24 protein-coding genes and 1 pseudogene are annotated in these 23,779 nt (G+C 43.9%); 17 read left to right on the top strand and 8 right to left on the bottom strand.

The annotated features are described in order from the left end of the window. The first annotated feature begins 13 nt into the window (after positions 1-13). The 5 genes from DXA55_RS14910 to DXA55_RS14930 all read left to right on the top strand — a co-directional run bounded on the left by DXA55_RS14910 (position 14) and on the right by DXA55_RS14930 (position 7,713). Positions 14-2,104, top strand: coding sequence for a DNA topoisomerase 3 (locus tag DXA55_RS14910; protein WP_054344402.1), 2,091 nt, complete (start codon positions 14-16; stop codon positions 2,102-2,104). A 217-nt stretch (positions 2,105-2,321) separates the two neighbouring features. Continuing rightward, positions 2,322-6,194 (top strand): antirestriction protein ArdA, encoded by a 3,873-nt coding sequence (locus DXA55_RS14915; protein ID WP_015529205.1) that lies wholly within the window; start codon positions 2,322-2,324, stop codon positions 6,192-6,194. A gap of 3 nt (positions 6,195-6,197) precedes the next feature. Beyond that, entirely contained in the window at positions 6,198-7,142 is a 945-nt protein-coding gene (locus DXA55_RS14920; RefSeq protein WP_015529204.1) for a hypothetical protein, read from the top strand. Continuing rightward, entirely contained in the window at positions 7,139-7,351 is a 213-nt protein-coding gene (locus DXA55_RS14925; RefSeq protein WP_005933795.1) for a transposon-transfer assisting family protein, read from the top strand. The genes DXA55_RS14920 and DXA55_RS14925 overlap by 4 nt, the downstream gene beginning before the upstream one ends. Then, complete coding sequence (locus DXA55_RS14930; RefSeq protein WP_005933796.1) at positions 7,348-7,713, top strand: cysteine-rich VLP domain-containing protein; 366 nt, start codon at positions 7,348-7,350, stop codon at positions 7,711-7,713. The genes DXA55_RS14925 and DXA55_RS14930 overlap by 4 nt, the downstream gene beginning before the upstream one ends. A 146-nt stretch (positions 7,714-7,859) precedes the next feature. Here DXA55_RS14930 and DXA55_RS14935 read toward each other — a convergent pair whose 3' ends face one another. From DXA55_RS14935 to DXA55_RS14955, 5 genes and pseudogenes are all read right to left on the bottom strand, one after another. Continuing rightward, positions 7,860-8,153, bottom strand: a complete 294-nt coding sequence (locus DXA55_RS14935) for a hypothetical protein (protein WP_025579757.1) — start codon at positions 8,151-8,153, stop codon at positions 7,860-7,862. Between the two features lie 46 nt (positions 8,154-8,199). After that, positions 8,200-8,469 carry a helix-turn-helix domain-containing protein gene (locus DXA55_RS14940; protein WP_015529202.1) on the bottom strand — a complete coding sequence of 90 codons (270 nt, stop codon included), beginning with the start codon at positions 8,467-8,469 and terminating at the stop codon, positions 8,200-8,202. A gap of 60 nt (positions 8,470-8,529) precedes the next feature. Continuing rightward, positions 8,530-9,878 (bottom strand): annotated as a pseudogene (locus tag DXA55_RS14945) (relaxase/mobilization nuclease domain-containing protein). Beyond that, positions 9,839-10,168, bottom strand: a complete 330-nt coding sequence (locus DXA55_RS14950; protein WP_015529200.1) for a plasmid mobilization protein — start codon at positions 10,166-10,168, stop codon at positions 9,839-9,841. Before DXA55_RS14950 ends, DXA55_RS14945 begins: the two are co-directional and overlap by 40 nt. Positions 10,169-10,432: 264 nt before the next feature. Next, positions 10,433-10,786 carry a helix-turn-helix domain-containing protein gene (locus DXA55_RS14955; RefSeq protein ID WP_005933802.1) on the bottom strand — a complete coding sequence of 118 codons (354 nt, stop codon included), beginning with the start codon at positions 10,784-10,786 and terminating at the stop codon, positions 10,433-10,435. A gap of 160 nt (positions 10,787-10,946) precedes the next feature. On the opposite strand from DXA55_RS14955, the gene DXA55_RS14960 reads away from it, so the two are divergent. From DXA55_RS14960 to DXA55_RS15015, 11 genes are all read left to right on the top strand, one after another. Then, positions 10,947-11,135, top strand: coding sequence for a helix-turn-helix domain-containing protein (locus DXA55_RS14960; RefSeq protein WP_025578756.1), 189 nt, complete (start codon positions 10,947-10,949; stop codon positions 11,133-11,135). Then, positions 11,128-11,826 (top strand): response regulator transcription factor, encoded by a 699-nt coding sequence (locus DXA55_RS14965; protein ID WP_005933804.1) that lies wholly within the window; start codon positions 11,128-11,130, stop codon positions 11,824-11,826. Before DXA55_RS14960 ends, DXA55_RS14965 begins: the two co-directional genes overlap by 8 nt. A gap of 1 nt (position 11,827) precedes the next feature. Then, positions 11,828-12,751, top strand: a complete 924-nt coding sequence (locus DXA55_RS14970) for a sensor histidine kinase (RefSeq protein ID WP_005933807.1) — start codon at positions 11,828-11,830, stop codon at positions 12,749-12,751. A gap of 105 nt (positions 12,752-12,856) precedes the next feature. Continuing rightward, positions 12,857-13,624: an ABC transporter permease gene (locus DXA55_RS14975; protein WP_117814544.1), complete on the top strand. Its 768-nt coding sequence runs from the start codon at positions 12,857-12,859 to the stop codon at positions 13,622-13,624. Between the two features lie 15 nt (positions 13,625-13,639). Continuing rightward, entirely contained in the window at positions 13,640-14,563 is a 924-nt protein-coding gene (locus DXA55_RS14980) for an ABC transporter ATP-binding protein (RefSeq protein ID WP_021421427.1), read from the top strand. After that, positions 14,556-15,287, top strand: coding sequence for an ABC transporter permease (locus DXA55_RS14985; protein WP_021421426.1), 732 nt, complete (start codon positions 14,556-14,558; stop codon positions 15,285-15,287). Before DXA55_RS14980 ends, DXA55_RS14985 begins: the two co-directional genes overlap by 8 nt. Before the next feature lie 8 nt (positions 15,288-15,295). Continuing rightward, a complete protein-coding gene (locus DXA55_RS14990; protein WP_005933814.1) occupies positions 15,296-16,033 on the top strand; it encodes an ABC transporter permease in 738 nt (245 codons plus the stop codon). A gap of 463 nt (positions 16,034-16,496) precedes the next feature. Continuing rightward, positions 16,497-16,937, top strand: coding sequence for an RNA polymerase sigma factor (locus DXA55_RS14995; protein WP_021421424.1), 441 nt, complete (start codon positions 16,497-16,499; stop codon positions 16,935-16,937). Then, positions 16,918-17,178: a helix-turn-helix domain-containing protein gene (locus DXA55_RS15000; RefSeq protein WP_005933821.1), complete on the top strand. Its 261-nt coding sequence runs from the start codon at positions 16,918-16,920 to the stop codon at positions 17,176-17,178. The genes DXA55_RS14995 and DXA55_RS15000 overlap by 20 nt, the downstream gene beginning before the upstream one ends. Before the next feature lie 431 nt (positions 17,179-17,609). After that, positions 17,610-17,813, top strand: a complete 204-nt coding sequence (locus DXA55_RS15010; RefSeq protein ID WP_009905235.1) for an excisionase — start codon at positions 17,610-17,612, stop codon at positions 17,811-17,813. 79 nt (positions 17,814-17,892) lie between these two features. Then, the gene (locus DXA55_RS15015) at positions 17,893-19,086 is read left to right on the top strand and encodes a site-specific integrase (protein ID WP_055152828.1); all 1,194 of its coding nucleotides are present in this window, start codon (positions 17,893-17,895) and stop codon (positions 19,084-19,086) included. Positions 19,087-19,249: 163 nt separating this feature from the next. Here DXA55_RS15015 and DXA55_RS15020 read toward each other — a convergent pair whose 3' ends face one another. Both DXA55_RS15020 and DXA55_RS15030 read right to left on the bottom strand, forming a co-directional pair. Then, positions 19,250-19,624, bottom strand: coding sequence for a VanZ family protein (locus DXA55_RS15020; RefSeq protein WP_117814545.1), 375 nt, complete (start codon positions 19,622-19,624; stop codon positions 19,250-19,252). Between the two features lie 182 nt (positions 19,625-19,806). After that, the gene (locus tag DXA55_RS15030; protein ID WP_227083217.1) at positions 19,807-20,196 is read right to left on the bottom strand and encodes a hypothetical protein; all 390 of its coding nucleotides are present in this window, start codon (positions 20,194-20,196) and stop codon (positions 19,807-19,809) included. 325 nt (positions 20,197-20,521) lie between these two features. Between DXA55_RS15030 and DXA55_RS15035 the strand changes: the two genes are divergently transcribed. Next, on the top strand, positions 20,522-21,883 hold the full coding sequence (locus tag DXA55_RS15035; protein ID WP_117805400.1) for an IS4 family transposase: 1,362 nt from the start codon (positions 20,522-20,524) through the stop codon (positions 21,881-21,883). A 299-nt stretch (positions 21,884-22,182) separates the two neighbouring features. On the opposite strand, the gene DXA55_RS15040 is transcribed toward DXA55_RS15035, so the two are convergent. Next, positions 22,183-23,394, bottom strand: a complete 1,212-nt coding sequence (locus DXA55_RS15040; RefSeq protein ID WP_117805401.1) for an IS110 family transposase — start codon at positions 23,392-23,394, stop codon at positions 22,183-22,185. Positions 23,395-23,779: the final 385 nt, after the last annotated feature.

A 23,779-nucleotide genomic window follows, 5' to 3' on the forward strand; every position in this document is an offset into this window, starting at 1 on the left:
GGAGGAATTATCATTGATTTTAGTTATCGCAGAAAAGCCCAGTGTGGCACAGACAATCGCTGCCGTACTTGGGGCAAAGGAAAAGAAAGACGGATTTCTCACAGGAAGCGGCTATATCGTTTCTTGGTGCGTGGGACATTTGGTAGGGCTTTCCGAAGCTGCCGCCTACGGGGAGCAGTATAAAAAGTGGAGCTATGACAGCTTACCGATTTTGCCGCAGGAATGGAAGTACACCGTTGCTTCTGACAAGGAAAAGCAATTCAAGACCTTAAAGGAACTTATGCACCGGGCAGACGTTTCCGAAGTCGTCAATGCCTGCGACGCGGGGCGCGAGGGAGAACTCATTTTCCGTTTTGTCTACGAAGTTGCCGGGTGCAGGAAGCCCACGCGCCGCTTGTGGATTTCCTCAATGGAAGAAGCTGCTATCAAAGAGGGCTTTTCTCATCTGAAGAACGGCGAAGCATACGACGCGCTCTTTGCTTCCGCATTATGCAGGGCAAAGGCTGACTGGCTAATCGGTATCAACGCCACCCGTCTTTTTTCTGTCCTTTACAACCATACCTTGAATGTGGGACGCGTACAGACCCCGACCTTAAAAATGCTTGTTGACCGGGACGCGGCGATTACCACGTTCAAGAAAGAAAAATACTATCATGTGCGCCTGTCCTTATCCGGCGCGGAAGCTGCAAGCGAAAAACTGTCTGACCGTTCCGAAGCTGACAGGCTGAAAGCTGCTTGTGAAGCGTCAAAAGCAGTCTGTACTTCCCTTGTGAAAGAGAAAAAGACCGCAGCCCCGCCGAAGCTCTTTGACCTTACTTCTTTGCAGAGGGAAGCAAACCGCCTGTTCGGATATACCGCAAAGCAGACCCTTGACCTTGCACAAGCCCTGTATGAAAAGCGTTTGCTTACTTATCCGAGAACCGACAGCGCATTTCTGACCGACGACATGGGCGACACAGCGGCGGGCATTATCAAGCTGCTTTGTGGGAAATTTTCTTTTATGGCGGGCATGGACTTTGCGCCGGAGCTTGCAAAAGTGCTGAACAGTAAAAAGGTATCAGACCACCATGCCATTATCCCGACTATGGAGCTTGCAAAGACCGACCTTGCCGCGCTGCCGGAAAGCGAAAGGAATATCCTTACCCTTGCCGGGGCGCGTCTGCTCATGGCGACCGCCGCAGTACATACCTTTGAAGCGGTTACGGCTACATTTGAATGTGCCGGACAGTCCTTTACCGCAAAGGGAAAAACAGTGCTGTACGACGGTTGGAAAGAGATTGACCGCCGTTACCGGGCAGCCTTAAAGAACAAGCCCGAAACGGACGACGCAGACAGCGACACAGAAAAGACCCTGCCGCCATTTACCGAGGGACAGACCTTTGAAAATCCGGCGGCAACGGTAACGGAACATGACACAACACCGCCAAAACCTCACAACGAAGCGTCGCTGCTCTCTGCTATGGAGCACGCCGGAAGCGAGGACACCGACCCGGACGCAGAACGCAAAGGGCTTGGAACTCCCGCCACCCGCGCCGCCGTCATTGAAAAACTGGTAAAGGGCGGTTTTGTGGAGCGAAAAGGCAAGCAGCTACTTCCCACAAAGGACGGTATCAACCTTGTGTGCGTCCTGCCGGACACCTTGACAAGCCCGCAGCTTACCGCAGAATGGGAAAACAATCTGACACAGATTGCAAAAGGCAAGGCAGACCCCGCCGCATTTATGGAGGGTATTGAGAATATGGCGCGGGAACTGGTAAAGACGTACCCGTTTCTTTCTGATGATAAAGCGCAGATGTTCAAGCCGGAACGGGAAGCGTTGGGAAGCTGCCCCCGCTGCGGTTCTCCTGTCTATGAGGGCAAGAAGAATTACTATTGCAGCAATAAGGAATGTATCTTTACCATGTGGAAAAATGACCGTTTCTTTGAAGAACGAAAAGTAACCTTTACCCCGAAGATTGCCGCCGCGCTCTTACAATCCGGCAAGGTAAATGTGAAAAAGCTCTATTCCCCAAAGACGGGCAAGACCTACGACGGAACTATCGTATTGGCTGATACGGGCGGGAAATATGTCAACTACCGGGTGGAGCTTCCGAAGAAAAAATAACTGAATAGCAAGCATAGGAAAAGAGTACCCTTTTCCGTAAAATTCCTGCTTTCTCTACCGAGAACGGCGGGGATTTTTGCTTGTTGGGAAGTTTCCCAAACCCTCTGAAATCTTGAAAAAATATCTAAACTCTTTGGCAAAAACGCGGGCGCGGGGTACTGAATGATGAAACTGGAAAGCGCAGCGTCCGCGCTGCCTTTGGGAAAGGAGGTTACACATGGCAAATTTACGGGACACCGTAAAAGACTATCAAGAAGAATTAAGGGACGGTATCGCTTGGGTGGCGTTTTGGAAAACGGGACGTTCTTGGAACGCGGAATATTTCCACCTTGAAATGGGCGATATTCTCTACCCGGAGGACAGAAGCCGCATGGAAGAAATCAAACAGGCTGACCCTGCCGCCGTTGTGGTAAACGGCTATTATTCCGGCTATCTTGGCGAGGACAGGAACCTTGACGAACTGACCGCCGGGGTGCGCCGCCACTACGAAAACGGATATAGCAATATCGGGGAATTTATCGAAGCCCACGACGACAGGCTGCCGCCGGAGCTTATCGAGGAAGCAAGAGCCGCCGCCCACGCTGCGGGGCTGCCTTTTTCTGAAAAAGCCTACCGGGGCGGCGAAGAACCCGACCCCTATCTATTTGACGGGAGCATGAGCATGGAGGACTACGAGCTTATGCACCGCATGATTGAGAAAGAAAGGAGTGAGCGCATGGAAGAAACGATTTTAAGCGGGTATCTTTCTAATCTTGGAAAGTACACCGAGGGCAGACCTGCGGGCGAATGGGTATCATTCCCCACGACTGCTGAACATTTGAAAGAAGTCTTTGACCGTATCGGGATAGACGGCAAAAACTACGGGGAGCTGCACATCACAGAATATCAGTCCTCTATTCCGGGACTGGCAGGGAAATTGACCGAGCTTGAAAGCCTTGACGAACTGAACTATTTGGGCGAGCTTTTGAAAATGCAGTTTGACGACGACCGGGAAAAATTTGCTGCGGCTATCACATACGGCGACCATACAAGGGACTTGCAGGACATTATAAACCTTGCACAAAATCTTGACTGTTACTGGATTTATCCGTCCGTAAAAACCGAGGAAGATTACGGGCATTATCTGATTGAAGAACTGGACGAGTTGGAGCTGCCGGAAGAAGCAAAAAACTATTTTCTCTATGAGGAATACGGGCGGGACGCTGCTATCAATGACGGGGGCAGATTTACCGAGCAGGGATATATCTACAACAACCGCAACACCTTTACACAGTGGTATGACGGACGGGACGTGCCGGAGGAATATCGGGTAACACCGCAGCCGCCAGTACAGGAAAAGGAACAGGCAGACCTTGACGCTGCCGCAGCCATACCGACCACTGCCACAGAGCAGCCCCCGGTTCTCCCGATTATCCTATCTTCCGAAAAGCCCGCCAACAAAATGAAAGAGATTACCGACCGACTGGAACAGGGCATTTTGGGGATTTATGAAAGCGACCGTTACGCCGACTATCTGCGTACTATGTCTAAATTCCATGATTACAGCCTAAACAATACAATCCTTATCGCCATGCAGGGCGGCAACCTTGTAAAAGGCTATAAACAATGGGAAAAGGAATTTGACCGCCATGTAAAGCCGGGGGAAAAAGCTATCAAGATAATTGCGCCCGCGCCCTTTACCGTTAAGAAACAGGTGGAAAAAATCGACCCGGACACGCAAAAGCCTGTTTTCGATAAGAACGGGAAAGCCGTTACCGAGGAAAAGGAAATCCAAATCCCCGCCTTTCGTGTGGTATCTGTTTTTGACGTGTCGCAGACCGAGGGTAAGGAGTTGCCCGACCTTGGGATAAAGGAGCTTACGGGCGACGTGGAACAGTATCAGGATTTTTTCGCTGCCCTTGAAAAAACTTCCCCCTTTGCTATGGGATTTGAAGCACTAAGCGGCAGTATAAAAGGACGCTGCAATTATGAGGAAAAGTGTATTCTCATCAACGAGGGCATGGACGAATTGCAGAATATCAAGACCGCTATCCATGAAATTGCCCATGCGACACTCCATGACATAGACAAAGACGCGCCGGAACGTCCCGACCGCCGCACCCGCGAGGTACAGGCAGAAAGCGTCGCCTATGCCGTTTGCCAACACTACGGGCTTGATACGTCGGACTATTCCTTTGGATATATCGCCGGGTGGAGCAGCGGAAAAGAACTTGCAGAACTGAAAGGCTCTCTTGAAACAATCCGCAGCACCGCCGCAAGTCTGATTGATACCATAGACGGACATTTTGCAGAAATCCAAAAGGCACAGGATAAGGAACAGACCACCGAACAGGCACAGACCCCACAGGAAGCTACCATACAGCCCGAAGCAGAAGCAGCCGCGCCGGAGCTTCCCGAAGAAACAGCCCCGGTACAGGAAAAAGAAGCACAGACCGAGCCGGAAGCTGATACAGGCGCAAGCAGCGAAGCACCACAGCCGGAACAAGCTGCACCCGCCGCACCTTATTACACAATCAACGAAGCTGCCGCCAAACGTGCAAAGGACGCAAACAGTTTTTCCGATTATAAGCAAGGCAGCGCGACGGCTGAATACAGGCACTATGTAGATGAAGCCGTACAGCTTGCAGAAAGGCAGAAACAGCGGGTAGACCCGATGTACCATGAGAAAATCGACAGCCTGCTTGACACCTACGCCCGGAAACTGGCGGCGAACATGAACAAAGGCTATGAGATTGACGCGCGTGTTCCCTCTATCCTCATTGCGGGCGGCTCTAACTTCCCCACAAGGAAGAAAGAAAAGCAGAACGCAGCCCGCGACAGCAATTACCGGGAATGGCAGGACATACAAGGACTTCTTGATAAAATCCGCAGTACCGGCATGGGCGGTATCAGTGCAGACGACCCGCAGGCAGTACAGAAGTTAGAAAAGAAACTGGAAAGCCTTGAAAAATCACAGGAAACCATGAAAGCCGTAAACGCCTATTACCGTAAGCACAAGACCCTTGACGGCTGCCCGCATTTGTTGCCGGAACAGCTTGAAAAATTAAAAGCGGACATGGCGAGCAGTTGGCATTTGGGGGACAAGCCCTTTGCGACTTGGGCGTTATCCAACAACAGCGCGGAAATCCGGCGCGTGAAAGACCGTATCAAATCCCTTTCACAGCAAAAAGAAATCGGTTTTGTGGGTTGGGAATTCGACGGCGGCAAGGTGGAAGCAAACACCGAAGCGAACCGTCTGCAAATCTTCTTTGAGGATAAGCCGGACGAAGCTACGCGGGAAGCCTTAAAAAGCAACGGCTTCCGTTGGTCGCCAAAAGCCGGGGCATGGCAGCGGCAGCTTACCAGTAACGCCTATTATGCGGCTGATTATGTCAAGGCGATTGCACCTCTTACCGGGGAAAAGCCTACCGAGTTACAGCGGGCGCATATCCGGGCGCAAAAGGTAGCTGCACAGGAACAATTCGCACAAGGGCAGCCGGAGCAGGAAGCCCCACAGGATAAAGACACCTTTTCCATTTATCAGATAAAAGGCGGGGACGAAACAAGGGACTTGCGTTTTGAGCCTTACGACCGTCTGATTGCCGCCGGACACCGGGTAGACGCGAAAAACTATACACTTGTCTATTCCGCACCTCTTACGCCGGGGACTTCCCTTGAAGATATTTACACCCGCTTTAATATCGACCACCCGAAAGATTTTAAGGGACACAGCCTTTCCGTTTCCGACGTGGTGGTACTTCATCAGAACGGACAGGACACCGCCCACTATGTAGACAGCTTCGGTTATAAGGACGTGCCGGAGTTTTTGCAGCCGGAAAATTATCTGAAAGCTGCCGAACAGACCACCGAGCAGAATTACAACATGATTGACGGGCAGATAAACAACACCCCGACCGCTACGGAACTGGAAGAAAAAGCAAAAGCCGGAGGACAGATTTCCCTTGCAGAATACGCCGAAGCCCTCAAAGCAGAAAAGAAACAGGCAGAGCCGGAGAAAAAGTCCTCTATCCGGGCGCAGCTTAAAGCAGCGAAAGAACAGGCACCGAAGAAACAGGCAAGACAGAAAACACAGGATTTGGAAAGGAGCTGACCTATGAAGTTACAAAAATTTGAAAATGTGGACGTTATTGCTTCCCTTGAAGCCATAATGAAACAGAACACCGCTTTTTATCAGAGCGATTTTGACATAGACAAACAGATTTTGCGGAAAGCGGCGGTAAGCCTTATCCCGGAGGACAAACGGCTTTTGTGGTTTTCCCGCCCGTCCGGGACGTGCTGCTTCCGGGAACGGGACGTTTTTCTAAAGGACACAAGGCAGCATAATACATGGCGGTTTTACGGGGAACAGACCCGCGATACTATCCTTGCCTATGCGGTGGAACTGACAGGCACAGAGCAGGAAAAAATCAAGGGCAATCTTTATGAACTGGATTATTTGCAGCATTTCCGGGAAGTAATCGAAAAATCAATCCCTGCCGACAACTACACGCTGATTTATGAGCATGGGGAGCTGACAAAGCCTGCCGGACAATATTTTGACGGGGACACTGACCCGCAACTTGGAAAGTTTATACGTTTTGAAGCACAGCCAAACGACCCGGAAGCCTTAAAAAGCCTTTTGAGGGAACAGCAGAAAAAACGAACACCGCATACGCAGAGGGATTTTCAGTTACATATCGCCGCCCTGCATGATAGACAGATTGAAATAGAAGCCCGCCGGATTGTGGAAAATGTAAAAGGGCTTGGAGAACCGGACAGCCCCGAAAAGACCCATTGTGCGGTAGAACTTTCTCCCTACTTTGTTCCACTGGCAACGGATAAGGATATGGAACGGCTGCTTTCCATGCTCCCTTACAAAAGCCTTTCCTTATCTACGTTGGAGGGCAGGCATGGCGTTTATGCGCTGATAGATAAAAGCGAGAGGAAGAAAGAGATGAAACAGTCCCCTCCCTCTGTCCGGGCGCAGTTACAAACAGAAAAATCCCCAAAAGTCCCGAAAAAGACAGCAAAATCAAAACATCACGAATTGGAGGTATGAGCATGATTAGACTGACCGTTGAAGAAATGAACCTGTTGAGTATTTACCATGAGGGAAGCAAAGCACAGCTTATGGAAAATATGACGGCTGCGCTGCCGTTCATGGACGAGGATATGCGCCCCTTTGCAGAACGCACCTTACAGAAAATTTCCCCGCTAACAGAAAACGAGTATGCGGAGCTTGCCATTTTCGCCGCTGATGAAGTATGACCGGGGGTAAGCGGCTTACGCCGCCACAGAGCCGAAAAGTCAACAGCCTTGTAAAAAAGGAGTGCTGCAACTGCGAGCGCGGACACTGTATCTTACTGGACGACGGGGAGGAATGTGTCTGCCCGCAGCTCATTTCCTGTTCGCTTTTATGCAAGTGGTTTCAAATTGCCGTACTTCCTCTTGATAAGTTACTGTATGCAGAGCTTTTCAAGACAGAGGACAAAAAGCGTTGTACCGAGTGCGGCACGTTCTTTGTATCAAAATCGAACAGCGTCAAATACTGCCCGGACTGCCGGAAGCGGATTACCCGCAGACAGGCAGCCGAGCGCATGAGGAAACGGCGTGCGGCGGTTACGCGATAAGGGCAAAAAAAGCCTTGATTTACAGGGCATAAATGACGTGAAACTGGCATAGGCGATACAGAATACCTTTTCCCTTAAAATGGGGGTTCTACTGCGTAACATTTTAAAATCAGTACCTATATAAAAGAACAGGGTGCGGGAGGTCATTACTGGCTTCCTGCGCCCTGTTCTTTTTGTGTCTGACTGTCTTTATCCTGCATTTCCGGCTTCGGCTGTAATTCTTTTTCTATCCGGTTCCGGTAATGGGTTTTCCTGCGGTAAAAATATTTTGTTACTTCCTGTTCCGGCAGCCATATCCCCGCAGCTTCTATCCGTTCCATAACAGCGGCAACGATTTCCCGGTTGTTGTACTTATGCGGCTCCTGTCCCTTTTCTATCCAAAGACGGCGGTATTCCTCATAAAGCCATGTACTGATAGTTTCTTTCTGCCGTTGCTTCAAATGCCGGAACTGCTTATCTGTCCGCAGCAGCTTCCCGTCTACCTTTTTATGATTTTTTGTCCCGATTTCTTTTTTCCTCTCTTTCCATTTCTTCAAGGGGAAACTGGGGGAGGGCTTCTATCAGCTTCATTGTGATATACTGGCGCATATCCTCATCAATTTCCAGTTTGAATGTTCCGTCCGGCTGACGTTTCTTTACAGTTGCCTGCCTGTCGATTTCGTCCTTGTAGCACATAAGCACCTTTTCCACCGCCCATGTTTCTCCGGTAACGGCGGCGCTTATGGTTTCATAATCGGGTATCGTTTGGTCTGCCATGTTTTCACGCTCCTGTCTATATTGGAATACCTTTATCCTACCACGCTTTTATAGATATTTCTACTGTAAGCGTTCGGTTTCCCTGCCCCGTTCCGGTTCTTTTTCCAGTCTTAAAATACTGTCTATGTTCTGTTTGATAACGTCGTATTCCTTGACCTGTTTTTTCAGCTTGCCATAATCAGTGTAAAGGGCTTCTTTCTGCGCTTGGAGCTTCCCGTATTCTTCCTGCATGGCGGCAAGATTGGGGAGCTTGGTAACGCCCGCCGCTTTCAATGCCTTTGCCGCCGCTTCATGGAGTATCAGACTGCTTTCCTGCTTTGCCCGGTATGTGTCCTTATCCTTTGCCCTGCGGTATGCTTCATAGACGGTTTTTGTTTTTTGGTAGGTGGTAACGTGCTTCATCAGCACCGCCATGTCTGCAAGACGTTTCTCCACGCTCTTTAATGCGTCTGCTGTCTTTTCATTTTCCGCATTTATTTCTTCAATCCGGCTGACTAAATCCGCGTACTGCTCAATCTTGTGTTCTGTCAAGAAATTCATAGTTTTTGCAGCCAGTTTCAGATTATGGATTTTCGCCCACTGTTCATAGCCCCGGCTCTCTTGTGCTTGATACTACTTTCAATGTCGATAAGCAGCGATACGCCGCGCTGCTCTTTGGGAGCTTTCGCTGCCTTTGTGCGCTTGCCTGCAATCCGTTCTTTGATTGCTTCCTCTGTATAATCTGCACCGAGGGTTTTTAAGCGGGTAAAGCGTTCCTGTCCGGGAGCGCGGCAGGAGATATATTTTCCCGGCTTTATCTCATAGCCCGCCGCCTGTAACCGCTGCAATAATTCTTCAAAACTTGCTACTTGGGGGATAAGTGTATCAACGGCAATTTTTAGCTTGCCTTTCCAACTTGTTCCCGTCTTTTCCGCTTGATATTCTGCATAGCTTTTTCCCTTACTGCCTTTACCCGGAATGACAACGGACAGCCCGTTTTCCCTGCACAGCTTATCACTTATGTTCCGTATGCCGTAGTAACTGCGCTTATTGGAATTGTACTTATGGTAGTCAACAAAGTTGACCGCACAAAAAATGATATGGTTATGGATATGCCCTTTGTCTATGTGGGTAGTCAAGACGTATTCATGCTGTCCCTTTGTTACCGCGTCGGCAAGCTGTTTTCCGATTGTGTGGGCTTTCTCACAGTCCACCTCTCCCGGTTCAAACGATTGTATCAGATGAAAGGCTAAGTTGTTCCCTTTCTGCCGAGCCTGCGACAAAGTATATTCAAACTCAATATCTGCCGTTTCATAGCTGCACCCAAAGGAGGACACAAGCGTTTTCCCGTCTGTCTTATCCGGGTTTTGGATATAATCAAGGGCTTTGCTCAACGTGCTTTTAATAGGCTTAATCTTTGTAACCGCCATATCTCCGCAAGCACCCCCTTTATTTCCTCTATGTCCTCTTGGTAGACGCTGCCTGTCGCATTGACACGCTTTGCAATCTGATTGACGTTGACCCCGATTTTCTGTATCTCCGCTGTCATGGCTTTTATGTCGCTATGGTCTGTCTGAATGATATACCCGTCAATGGCAATCTTGCGAAGATACGCCGCCATATTTTGGGTAGGGACGAGCTTCATTTTCTGTTCAATCAATGCCCGTTCTTCCTCTGTTACATAGAATTTGATTTGTACTTTTCTTTTGCGTCCGTTCATGCAATCGTTCCTTTCCATTCCGAGGGTTTGGGACACTTCCCAACAAGCAATTTTTAACCGACGCACCGCAGGGCGGGAGGGCGAAAATACGGAAAAGGGTACTCTTTTCCTATGCTTGCTAAGAAAGTTTTTTATCTTTTATGTCCTTATTTCCCTCTACGGAGAAAAAACCATTTTGCCGAACTTATGCAAAAGAAAAACGCTGCAATCTCAAAAAAGATTACAACGCTTCCGAAAATCCATATTCAATTTTGCCGGACGTTTCTATTTGTCCTCTTTTTCGACTTCTGAAATTTCCTTTGCGGTTGCTGTTACAATCCGTATGCCGTTATCGCTCATATCATCAAGCAGAGCGTCGAGCTGCCGCCGCTTTGTATCTTTTCCGACGGGCGTATCTAAAAGAAACTGGTCTACGGATATATTGTAACGGAGCATAAGCTCAAAAAAGATTTGCAGACTGGGGTGCTGTCCTTTATTCTCAATATTCGCAAGGTAGCGAGGGGAAATATACATTTCATCACTTACCTGTTTGCGGCTTTCCTTGCGTCCTGTCCGCGCAGCTTTTATCGCTTCTCCAAAGGCTTTGAAGTCATATTTTTCTACTGGTCTTTTTGCCATATTTATTCACCCAGTTACATTTTACTGTTCCCCTTTCTTCTTGGATATGTCTATACAGTTCCACTAATTAGCCATAATAATTCATATTTATATACTTGCTATTATTCGTATGTCCGACTATAATTATACTGATATGATTTGTAGAAAGGACTTGGGTGTTATGGAATATATGTCTTGCCCCGAAGCAGCGAAGAAATGGGGAATTTCTGAAAGGCGGGTACAGGTACTTTGCAGAGAAAACCGCATACCGGGTGTTTCAAAACTTGGATATATGTGGCTGATACCAAAGGACGCTGAAAAACCGATTGACGGGAGAACAAAACGAGGAAAGGAGCTGCACCATGAATAAAGTTTTGATTATAGATGATGATAAAGAGCTTTGCGCTCTTATGAAAAAGTGCATAGAGCAGGAAAAATTATCAGCCGTAACTGTATATAACGGTATTGAGGGGGTTCGTCTAATTGATGAAAATAAAGATAGCTATTCCCTTATTATTTTGGACGTAATGCTGCCGGATATAGACGGGTTTCAGATTCTCCAAAAAATTAGAGATACAAGCAATATCCCGGTGCTTATGCTTACTGCAAAAAGCAGCGAAGAAGATAAAGTTTTCGGTCTGCGACTGGGAGCAGACGACTACTTGACAAAGCCATTTGGTATTAACGAGCTTTTGGCGCGTGTCAATTCTCTTATCCGGCGATATACCACCTTAAACCCCTTTACGGCAGACATAGACAGCATATCGTTGAAAGATATGGTAATTGACAAATTAAATCGTACAGTTACGGTCAAAGATATTCCCGTTTTGCTTACAGGAAAAGAATTTGATTTACTTCTCTTTCTTGCTTCCAACAAAGGACGAGTATTTACCAAAAAACAAATTTATTCACAGGTATGGGAGGAAGAATACGCTTTTGATGATAGCAATATTATGTCTTTTATTAGCAAATTAAGGAAAAAGATTGAGCCAGACCCCGACCACCCCTTTTACATTTTAACTGTCCGGGGTGTCGGCTACCGTTTTAACAAGGAGGCGTAACATGGATATAAATGTTTATCTTTTCATAGTGATAGCCCTTATGCTGCTTATTATTATGTATCTCCTTTTTGTCTTACGGCGTGTGCGGACACAGCTTGCGCTGATAAAAGACGCCTTAGAGGATATAAAGGGCGGGAATTTGAACCGACGTATTTTAGCAGGCGAAAACGATATGACAAAAACAATTTGCTATGACATTAACAAAATAGCAGTAAACAGTCAGGCGCAGCTTATACGGCAAAGACAATCTGAACAGGCATATAAACGGCTGATGACAAGTCTTTCACATGATGTAAAGACCCCGCTTGCTTCTCTTGTAGGTTATCTGGAAGCGGTTGAAAACAAAATTGTTATTGGAGAGGAAAAGGACGAATATATCCATGTCGCACATGAAAAAGCCCACTATATGAAATCCTTTGTGGAAAATTTGTTTGAATGGGTAAAACTGGATTCCGGAGAGCAGATTTTTCATTTTGAAAAATTTGACCTTAACGAGTTATCCCGCAACATTATAGCGGATTGGATTCCCGTCTTAGAAAGCAATCATTTTGAATATGAGTTTGTCATACCCGAAACAGAGTATTTTATTCACATAGATGTAAACGCATATACCCGCGTACTTAACAATCTTTTTCAAAATATTATTATCCATAGTGCGGGAGATAAAATGGCACTGCATATTTGTGAAGATATACAACAAGCTAAAATTATAATTTCAGATAATGGAAAAGGAATAGCTCCCGATAAGCTGCCACATATTTTTGAAAGAATGTACCAGTGCGACCAGTCGCGGTCTGCAAAGGGAAATGGTTTAGGACTGGCGATTGCTAAAGAGCTTATCAGTGTTCACAAAGGAACCATTACCGCTGAAAACAGCTCTGATAAAGGGACTGTATTTACTATATTGCTTCCCAAAGCCCTGTAAATAATGCGGGGCTTTCCTGCTATAAAACAAGAAAAAAGCAAGGTTTCGGCAAGGTTATGGCAAGGTTGATACTATATAATGGGAGGTAGAAAGGAGGAAAAGACAATGACTATCATTTCTACTGAAATGCTGAAATGGAAACGCAATAAGACAGTCTTAGGTATCTTTATTCTAACTGCAATTTTAGGAATATTCGCAGTTGAACGTGCTTTCAGTATATCAAGAAGTAGCTCACTAATGAATAGTTTTAGTGATTTATACACATTGGCATTTAAGAACCTTACAAGTTTGTTTCTGCCTATTGTGTTGAGTATGTTTGCAACCACATTGTTCTTTGATGAACAGAAAAATGATACCTTAAAAGGACTTCTGATTATTCCGATTTCCAAAACGCAACTTTATTTTTCAAAGATAGCAGTGGTAATTTTTATGTCATTAGCACTATGTCTGCTTACTTTTGCAATCTGTATTCTTGGCGGCTTTCTTGCAGGCGGCTTTACAGATTTGAATACGGAAACAATTTTACAGGCGGGATTATTATTTTTAGCCGGTGGCGTGTTAGTTCCACTTGCAATGCTCCCCGTTATTTTTTTAGCAACATTGGCAAGGGGATATGTTCTACCGATTGGGGCTGCATTACTTTATCTTGTGCCTGTCGTGCTTATTCCGTCGGGGATTATGGGACTGCACCCACTGGCGAGTGTTATGGGAATTTATCCCTATATTTCATCTGACGCAGCAGAAATGGTTAAGAAATGGGCGGGAGGAATAGAAATAACTATATCTCCGAATATCTGTTTAATTTCTCTTTTGGTAATTGGAAGTATTTCAGCCATTGTTTCCGTACTTGCATTGCGGAAACAGACCTATTGAAAGTGAGGATATATGATGAATAAATATGTAATTGAAACAAAACAACTGACAAAAACTTATGGAGAGCAAACGGTAGTCAATTCTGTTAATATCCATGTGAAACAAGGACAGATATATGGGCTGTTGGGGCGTAATGGGGCGGGTAAAACCACAATTATGAAAATGATTTTGGGGTTGACCGATATTACTTCCGGCGAAGTAGACGTATTCGGTCAAAATATCAAAGGGAGGGAAAAAAGAGTATATCCCCGGATTGGTGCTATTATTGAAACACCCGGCTTTTATCCGAATTTAACAGGTACGGAAAACTTGGAGATATTTGCAAAACTGCGCGGTACTGCTGCGCCAAATGCAGTAAAAAACGCCTTGGAGATTGTCGGTCTGCCTTATCGGGACAAAAAATTGTTTAGCAAGTATTCTCTTGGAATGAAGCAGCGTCTTGGAATAGCAAATGCTATTTTACATGACCCTGAACTGCTAATCTTAGATGAACCCACAAACGGTCTTGACCCGATAGGCATTGCAGAAGTAAGGGACTTTATTAAGACTTTAAGTATCGAGCGCGGAAAAACAATTCTTATTTCCAGTCATATTCTGTCCGAAATTGCACTACTGGCTGATGACATCGGCATTATTGACCATGGTGTACTACTGGAAGAAAACAGCATGAATGAGCTACAAAAGAAAAACAGTAAGTATATACTTCTGCAAGTTTCTGATATACCGAAAACTTCTCTTGTTTTGGAAAGGCAGTTTGGGGTTACCGAATATTCCGTACAGGACGAACACACCCTGCGGATTTATGACACTTCGTTGGATATGGCTGCTGTCAATAAAGCTCTTGTGGTACAGGATATAGCTGTTATCAGTTCTCAGCTATGCAATGATACATTAGAGGACTATTTCAAAAAAATCACAGGAGGAGAAGGAATTGCTTAGGCTGATACAGGCAGAGTTTCTTAAACTGCGTCGAAAAAAATTTATTGTGTTAATGCTGTTATCCGCTCTTTTCATGCCACTTCTTGCAGTTTTTTATTTCAGAAGTGCTGATAAAACAGTTATTGAACCATTACAATTTTATAAGTGGACTACATTCAGCTATACAGCTTGGATTATACTTCCTGTTGTATTGGGTTTGGTTTCTACTATGCTCATGTATGACGAAAATCAAAACGATATGCTCAAACAGTTGTGGATTATACCGATTAGCAAGACAGGATATTTTTTTAGCAAATTTATTGTTGTACTGTCTTATTCCGTTTGTTTTATGTTGCTTACAGCCATAGCGTCTGTATTTTTCGGTATGCTTCCCGGTTATATAACCTTTGAATGGAATAGTATCAGTTATCTATTTAAGAAATGTATTGAAATCGCCATACTTACCGCATTTTCCATATTACCACTTTTAGCGGTTGCAGCTGCCGGGAAGAACTATATACTCCCTGTATGTGTGACACTGGTTTACACCTTTCTTAGCTTTATTTTGCTTATGGTTAATATGTACCTACACCCTCTATCCAGTGCAACAGCAATTATCATGCGAGATATTCCCGGTGTTATTTTGGCACAGGAAGTCAATATTCCGGCTGCACTTTTTTGTATCGGTATATGGACTATTGTTTCTATCGTATTTGCGTACATTTCCTTAAAGCATAGAAAGTGAGTGATTGAATGATGAAAGAATTGATTTGGGCAGAACATCAAAAACTCCGACGTTCAAAAATTGTGTTGGTCGCCATATTCGCAGTTATTATGGTTGCAATTATTGTTTTTACTCAAGGGCAGTTTTCTTTTGGGGAAAAACGCTATATAGATGACGCAGGGTGGTTTATGAACGCAGCACAGTCTTTAGCAACTTTTTTTGTTCTTCCTGCGGTTATTGCACTTTTGGGGAGCTATATGATTTGTCGTGAGGAACAAGAAGATACTATTAAATCATTACGTTTAATTCCTATAAGTGAAGCTAAAATGACGATTGCAAAATTACTTATTACTTTTGCATTTAGCGTACTCTTTTATTTGCTGCTTTTCGGCATTACATTTTTAGTTGAAGTTATTTTACATTTTAGGGGCTTGTCTATCAAAATGATTTTAAGTTTTTTCAAAATCTATTTACTTGACGGCATTGGGATTTTCTTTGCTATTGCACCTGTTATTGCGGTTGTATCAAGAATAAAGAAAGGCTATTGGCTTGCTTTGATTTTTACAGTAATTTATTCTTTTGCAGGATTATTCACAAGTATATCCGATGTTCTTTCGGCTTGCTATCCTATTACTGCTACATTCAATATTTCCGGCTATTATTCTGCCACCTTTGGAGAAATCATTATTAGCCTTATGAGTTTGTTCTTTTGTGGATTGTTTTCTGTCTTGATTTTAATATCTAAAAAAACAATCAAAAATAAGTAATGATACAACCAACATCTGCCGGACGACGGCAAAGAAAAAAAGCCGTCGCAGAGCAGCCATATTTTCACGCGCCTATTCTATTTCGGCGGCTTTGATTTTCAGAGCCGCCGTTTCTTTTTGTCTGTACGACGACCCTTAACCATGTAGACATGGCGGCTTTAGGAGGTAGCCGCCATGAGTTATAAACCACAACAACAAATTCTTACATTCTTTGATTTATCAAAAAAAGCCCGACCGCCACCGGGGATATTCCTACCCTTAGATATGAACTATTAAATCATCTAAATACTTTTTATTATTCCTATGCGCCTGTCCGCGTTTTTTTGCGGACGGGCGCATTTTGTATGCTTAAAAAAATTTTTGAAAAAATTTCCGAAAATATTTGGCATTTTTTCAAAGCTCCGTATTACCCCGCGAAAAGGGGGAAGCACCACCAACTTTCAACGAGAAAGGAGGTGAGAATGTGGAACCTAATAGCAGGGAGTTTTATAAGCAATGTTCTTTTCAGAAGTATTGCAATGCGGTATTGCACAATGAAGCGTGCGACGCTCATAGAGAGCTTCGTACACATAAGGCAAAGGAAGTAACCTTTTCCGACATGACCTTAGATGAAGCGCGACAGCTACATACCTTTGATGAATATTTCAAACGGGAAACTGCTGAAACCGTCTTTGAAAAAGCCGGAAAGAAAATCACGCCGAAGTTGCTTCTTGAAGCAATCCGTACTTTGCCGGAAGAAAAGCGCAAAGCCATATTGCTGTATTATTTCGAGGGAATGAGCGATACAGAAATTGCAGAGTTGCTCAATACACCGAGAAGTACAATACAGTACAGACGGACAAGCTCTTTTGAACAATTAAGAAAATATTTGGAGGAAAATGCTGATGAATGGGACGAATGGTAATCAACCCGGCTACCCTGAAAATGCCCTTGTTCCTTATCCTGTCATTGTGGCAGCGACAAAGGGCGACCCGGACGCTATGAAAATGGTCTTGCAGCATTTCAGCGGTTATATAGCCCGTTTATCCATGCGAAAGTTATATGACGAGCGTGGAAATGTTTATTTTGGTATAGACAACGACATTCGGGAACGGCTGCAAGCCAAACTGATGATGGCTGTCCTCAATTTTAGAACAGAAAAATAACCGCAATCGGCGGTGGAACGTCTTTACTCCCCCTTTTCCGTTCCGCTGCTGACGCGGCAGCACAGCCATTTTGAACCTTGACAAAGAAAGCGACGCAAGAGAACGGCGACGCAGCATAAGGCAAATCGGATACGTTCCTTTTGTGCCGAGCCATGCGGTGGGTACGCCATGACCTTTTTCTTAACCGAAAAGCGAGCGAGAAATACCACACCGTAAAGTAGGGATAGCACCCTGCGGGCGATAACGCACAGAATATATAATGATACTTCCTTACAGCCATAGTCCGAGCGTTAGAAGCGTCGCAGGCAATGGGTAGGGCTTCGGCAGACCGCCGGAGGGGTGCAACTCCCATGAGGTTACGCTAATAGCCGTCCGATTAAAGCCTATGTCACAGATTGATTTTTGACCCGTTAAGAAAGGGGGACGACAAATTGAACAATAACGACGTGCCGATTTGGGAAAAGTACACGCTTACCATAGAAGAAGCAGCAAAATATTTCCGTATCGGAGAAAGCAAGCTGCGGAAACTGGCAGAAGAAAATCCCGTCCCGGACTGGGTAATGATGAACGGAAACCGTATTCAGATTAAGCGTAAGCAGTTTGAAAAAATGATTGATACGGTGGACGCAATCTGATAGTGAAATCGAGCCTTGAATGTGGTACAATGTAGTCAAGCATATCAAGGCTCTTTCCATTATGGAAAGGAGCATAACGATGTCGGAAAAAAGACGGGATAATAAAAATCGTATTCTCCGAACCGGAGAGAGCCAGAGAAAAGACGGAAGATATGCCTACAAATATATAGATACCTTTGGGAAACCGCAGTTTGTTTATTCTTGGAAGTTAGTGCCTACGGACAAAACCCCGGCAGGAAAGCGCGACGATATAGCGTTGAGGGAAAAAGAGAAAGAAATCCAAAAAGACCTTGACGACGGTATCGACCATATCGGAAAGAAAATGACGGTCTGCCAACTCTACGCAAAGCAGATACGCCACCGGGCAAATGTGCGGCATGGTACAAAGCAGGGGCGAAAACAGCTCATGCGGATTTTGCAGGAGGATAAACTTGGAGCCTGTCGGATTGAAAATGTGAAGCTCTCCGACGCAAAGGAATGGGCGTTACGCATGAAAGAAAAAGGTTACGGCTTCAAGACTATTAACAACCACAAGCGTTCCTTAAAGGCTGCCTTTTACACAGCCATACAGGACGATTGTATTCGTAAAAATCCATTTGACTTCCAGTTGAACACCGTCCTTGAAGATGATACGGAACCAAAGGAACCTCTATCCCCTACGCAGGAAGCGGCTTTTCTGTCCTTTGTGCAGCATGATAAAGTCTATCAGAAATACTACGACGAGATTATCATACTGTTAGGGACAGGGCTTCGCATTTCGGAACTCTGCGGACTGACGGAAGCTGACATTGACTTAGACAAACAGCTTATCAATGTAGACCACCAACTTTTGAAAATTGCAGACGTGGGCTACTATGTGGAAACACCTAAGACGAAAAGCGGCAACCGGGTTATTCCTATGAGTGAAAAAGTGTTGGAAGCATTTCAGCGGGTGCTGAACAAACGGAAATATGCACAGCCTATTATTTTAGAGGGCTACACAAAATTTCTGTTCCTTAACCGGAACGGCTTGCCAAAAGTGGCGGTCAACTATGAAAGTATGTTCCGAGGACTTGTGAGGAAATACAACAAAACGCAAAAGGTAGCATTGCCAAAAGTAATGACACCGCACACCTTACGCCACACATTCTGCACCACGTTAGCAAATGCGGGAATGAACCCCAAAGCATTGCAGTACATCATGGGACATTCCAACATCAATATGACGCTGAACTATTACGCGCATACGACTTCCGAAACGTCGATAACAGAAATGAAGCGGCTAATTGCATAAGTAGTAAACGGAGAATTTACTACTCCACATACTACTTTTGAACATCAAAACATACGGGGATATAAGAAGATTTGAGAGTATCTTCCATAACAAAAAATGCCGGAAAAGCCTGTAACAATAGGCTATACCGGCATATAAGAACTTTTGAAAAGATAATCAAAAATTACTTTGTGATTTCAATTAAACTTGTAACTATAAATCCCATTAAGGCAATATTTTTAATGTTTCTAAATTTATCCCACAATATCGGCAAAAAGAAACCAAATGGAACAAATAAAAGTATATTCAAACAAGCATTAATGAAATCCGAAACCATATCCAAAAACGGGATAACGTTCACTGCAAAATCAATTTTCAGAGATGCTATATTAGGAAAGCCTACAAGTGCTAAGACTGCAGTAAAATAAAACCCAAATACCATATAAATAATAGTTCGTTTCCAGCTATGAAAACATAACTTGTTATATATGCACCAAATAGGAATTATAAAAACAGCTGCCGCAACAATTTCGATAAGTGCACTATATATTCTATACATGTTTTTCTACCTCCACAACTTCCGATTTCTCAGTTTCAAAAACTGGAATTTACCGCTGTGCTTAAGCGATGTTGTGCAGACACAATAGAATTACGAATAGAATGATACGTCTGTTCTGCATTTTGATTTTTTTGTAAATTATAATCCATGCTCTTTACTCCTCTGAATTTCTAAAATAGAACTTACTGTTCTTCTATTGATTCAATATTTTCAATTCGCATCAGCTTAACTACCTGCTTATCTTTTTTCTCTGTATAACAAATTTTTATCCATTCATCATCTGCGTCTATGATCTTGCAGGATAATTCAGTTTTTCCTGCAAAACTAAAAATGAACTCTGATCTGATAATACATTGTTTTCCTACAAGATCATTAATCAGCTTTGACATATATGCCACTCCTCTCTGCTTTTTCTCCAATCGTTTTACTTTCGTTTCTAAACGCTTTACTTTTCCCGGATACGCCGAATAACAAAGTAACAGCAACAATGCTACAATTCCGAACCATTCCATATTATTCTCCTTAGCAAACTTAACGCTAGCATGTCTGTTTCTTAAAATATCTTTTGCCATTCAAATCATATCACACTATCAGACATATTTCCATTTCAATTTACTCAGTCAAGTCACTTCGCTCAGCTACATTTCCTGTCGGCTTGCTTCTGTAACCAGCATCCGGTTAATCTTTTCCTACATGGTTTCCTTTGCCTCTTCGCTGAAATAATAACGAACAATATATACGGGTATCCGAAATAAGTGGTTGAAACTGCTTATACGGATACCCGTTTTTTATCCAATGCGTCGTAAAACTCCTTGCTTTAGCTCTTAACTTGCCCCATAAGTAATCATAGATATTTATATGTTCCCATGTTATACTAAAGAAAAAGGGGAGATCCAAATGACGGCGGAATACAAGAACTGGCAAGAAGATTTTGTGGACATAAATTTTACTGACCAGCGTTTGAAGTCACGTTTCTTCAAGATCATAGACGCTTTTGCAGCATCGCCCGGAAAATCTACTTGGGCAGCTACCGGCTCCAGAAGTTCTGCCAAAGCGGCATACCGTTTCTTTAGTAATAGCGAGATATCCAAAGATGAATTACTTGACAGCATATCCAGAGCAACTGTAGAAAAAATAAAATGTGCAGATGCAGAGTGGATCTTAGCTGTTCAGGATACTACCGCTGTTGGATTTGGAGACCGGAAAGCGATCCAGGGAATGGGATACTATTGCAGTACGAAGCAAAGGGGAATGCTGGTCCATTCTTGCATCGCCGTGACAGACCAGGGGATCCCTTTGGGTATTATCTACCAGGAGACAAATACACGGGAAAAGCCGAAGGACGATTCCCAGACAAAAGAGCAAAAACGTTCCAGACCAATAGAGGAAAAAGAAAATTTCCGATGGCTGGACAGCATGTGTGAGACACTGCTGAGAATGCCAGCGGATATCCCAATATTAACAGTATGTGACCGGGAAGGTGATTTCTATGAATTTTTCTCAGAAGCAGCGGATCTGAAAGCAAATTTTCTGATCCGGATCGTACAAAATCGTATGGTAGATGATGGGAAAAAGATCTTTCATGAATTACGTAGTTCCCCAGTGGCAGGAAGCATGGTTGCCCGGATGAGCCGGAATCCCAAAGAGCATATCCCATCAAGAAATATAAAAATGGATTACCATTGCAAAAAGGTTACAATCTACCGTCCTCAAAGGAGAAAGGAAAAGCATTTACGGGAAAAGCTGGAGCTGACAGCGATCTATGTGCATGAATCCGGGAAAAAGGGGACAGAATGGTTTCTGCTGACAACGGTAACGGTAAAGAGCGAAAAAGAAATAGAAAAGCTGGTACAGTGTTATGCACACAGATGGAAGATAGAACGGTTTCATTTTATATTAAAGAGTGGGTGCAAAATAGAAAAGAACCAGGCAAGGGAATATGGGAGATTAAGCTTTCTAACGTTATTATATTCTGTCATTGCAATGCAGATATTAAATCTGACTTATCATGGGAAAATATGTCCGGAAATTTCAAGTGGGATCGTATTTGTTGAAGAGGAATGGAAAGTATTATGTTGTTGCGCAAGAAAAAGCAAGGAAATTCCTGAATCGTATTCACTTAAAGAAGCAATTTATGATCTGGGAGTTCTTGGATGGACGAAAGGTGCACCGAGCGATGGTATGCCCGGAGTACGTTCTATCTGGCAAGGACTGGATGTACTATATTCATTGCTTGCTTATCGAAATTATCTTGTATAAATATGGGTCAAGTTAAGGCTTTAGCTGTGGGGAGTGTCAATCGCTGAAAGAAAAAGAGGGAATGCTACGGTTGTATCACCGAAAAGAAAGTATTGCAGAAGCAGCCTATTGCTCTTATCTTGGATTACGGCAGAAAAGCTATCGCTTTGAAAACTGTGCGTCGCATTCTCGTTACTTTAGCCTGCAAATAAAAAGTCAATACTAAAATTGAAGAAAGTTAAAAAACTTTACAGGTTAAAAATTAGGCATTAAAATAAGGCCACCACAACCAGTGCTGGTCTGAAAGTAAAAGTTTTGAATTAGCTTGGATCAGGAAGAACAGAAAGATATTCTTTCACTCGTCCATAGTATATTCTGAGAAATTTATTAGCACCTGCAGTCATATAAACATAGTAAGGCTTACCCTGGGTGCGTTTTCTGTCCATGAATTGATATACAGGATCATCCTGAGGCATGGTTTTGATAAGAACATCCATTACTTGAAAAAGAGTCTTTCTTAAATTTGAAGATCCACGTTTGGATGTTGGGACGCTTTTTTGGGCATAGGAACCAGATTCGTTTACCCCAGGATCAACTCCGGCGAATGCAGTAAGGGCTCCTTTATGCGTGAATCTGGTTACATCACCGATCTCAGCCATAAGCTGTGGACCGAGAGATGGACCAATCCCTTTAAACTGCATGACAATTGAGTATTCAGGAAGCTTTGAGGCAGTCTCGTTGATGAGAGTGCGTATTGTTTCGACAGTAACGGAAGTACTGTTGAGCTGATCGACAGCTTGTCTGATGATATGTTTGGTTATTTCATTCTTAGGAAATACTGGAACAAGTTCCTTTGTTTTGGTGTAAATTTCTTCCGCTTTTGATTTATTGAAGGCATATTTTTTGCGCTTGCACCAGTTCTGATAATGTTCAACAAAAGCGTTTAGAGACATTTTACGAATGCAATCTACATGCCAGTATGTAGAGACAAAATCAACCCATTTCTGGGAACCATCACTGCGGGTGGGACTATTGAAATAAGTATTTGCATTTGGATAGGTCTGGTCAATGAGGCCAATAAGATTATTTTTCATAGCCGTTTTTTGTTTCACATAGAAATGAAACTGACGATTCATGACCTTTAGCTGAGCGCGTAATTCATCTGTAATACTATACGGTTCAAGACTTTGCCATTTGTCAAGAGCGTAGCGGGCAATCTTGACAGAATCAGCTTTGTCGGACTTGATTTTGCGAAGAGAATCGTTATTAAAATCTTTGACCAACTTGGGATTAACAGCACTGACAAAGAGATCTGCTGCTGAAAGCTGGTGAGCAAGTGCTTCGTAGTAGCGGCCGGTATGTTCCATTACAACCCGGGATTCACCTTCGATAGAATGAATAAGTTTAATAAGTGAATGGATATCACTGGATGTGTGCTTAATCTCAAAAGGAGAGGATACAATCTCCCCAAATGGTCTCAGAATTGTAACCATACTTTTACCTTTTGAAACATCGATACCTACTGCGTTCATAAATTTATCACTCCTTAAAAAATATTACAATGGATAAATACCAGTTTTACTCATTACCTGTTCAAACTACTGTGTGTGACACGAATGCACCTAATGTGGTTCAACCTGCATAAAACGAACACTGTGAATGAGGAGCCGGTTATCAGTCTAAAGTACGGACGCGAGGTCCAAGTGATGAAGTCGATATACCATTGCATCCTACATTCTAACAGTTTAAGTAATGAGATGGATAAATCCTTACTGGAAGTAAGGGGATTACCCATAAATATATTGTAGTAGTGATGAGTTAGACGCGCAATTTTTTTAATATAAAACAGAACAAATGTTTGATATATTATTATGGATATGGTAAAATACTTTTATGGAGAAAGATATGTTTACAATT

It is taken from the genome of Blautia sp. OF03-13, from assembly GCF_003460685.1.
Lineage (GTDB): Bacteria > Bacillota > Clostridia > Lachnospirales > Lachnospiraceae > Fusicatenibacter > Fusicatenibacter saccharivorans.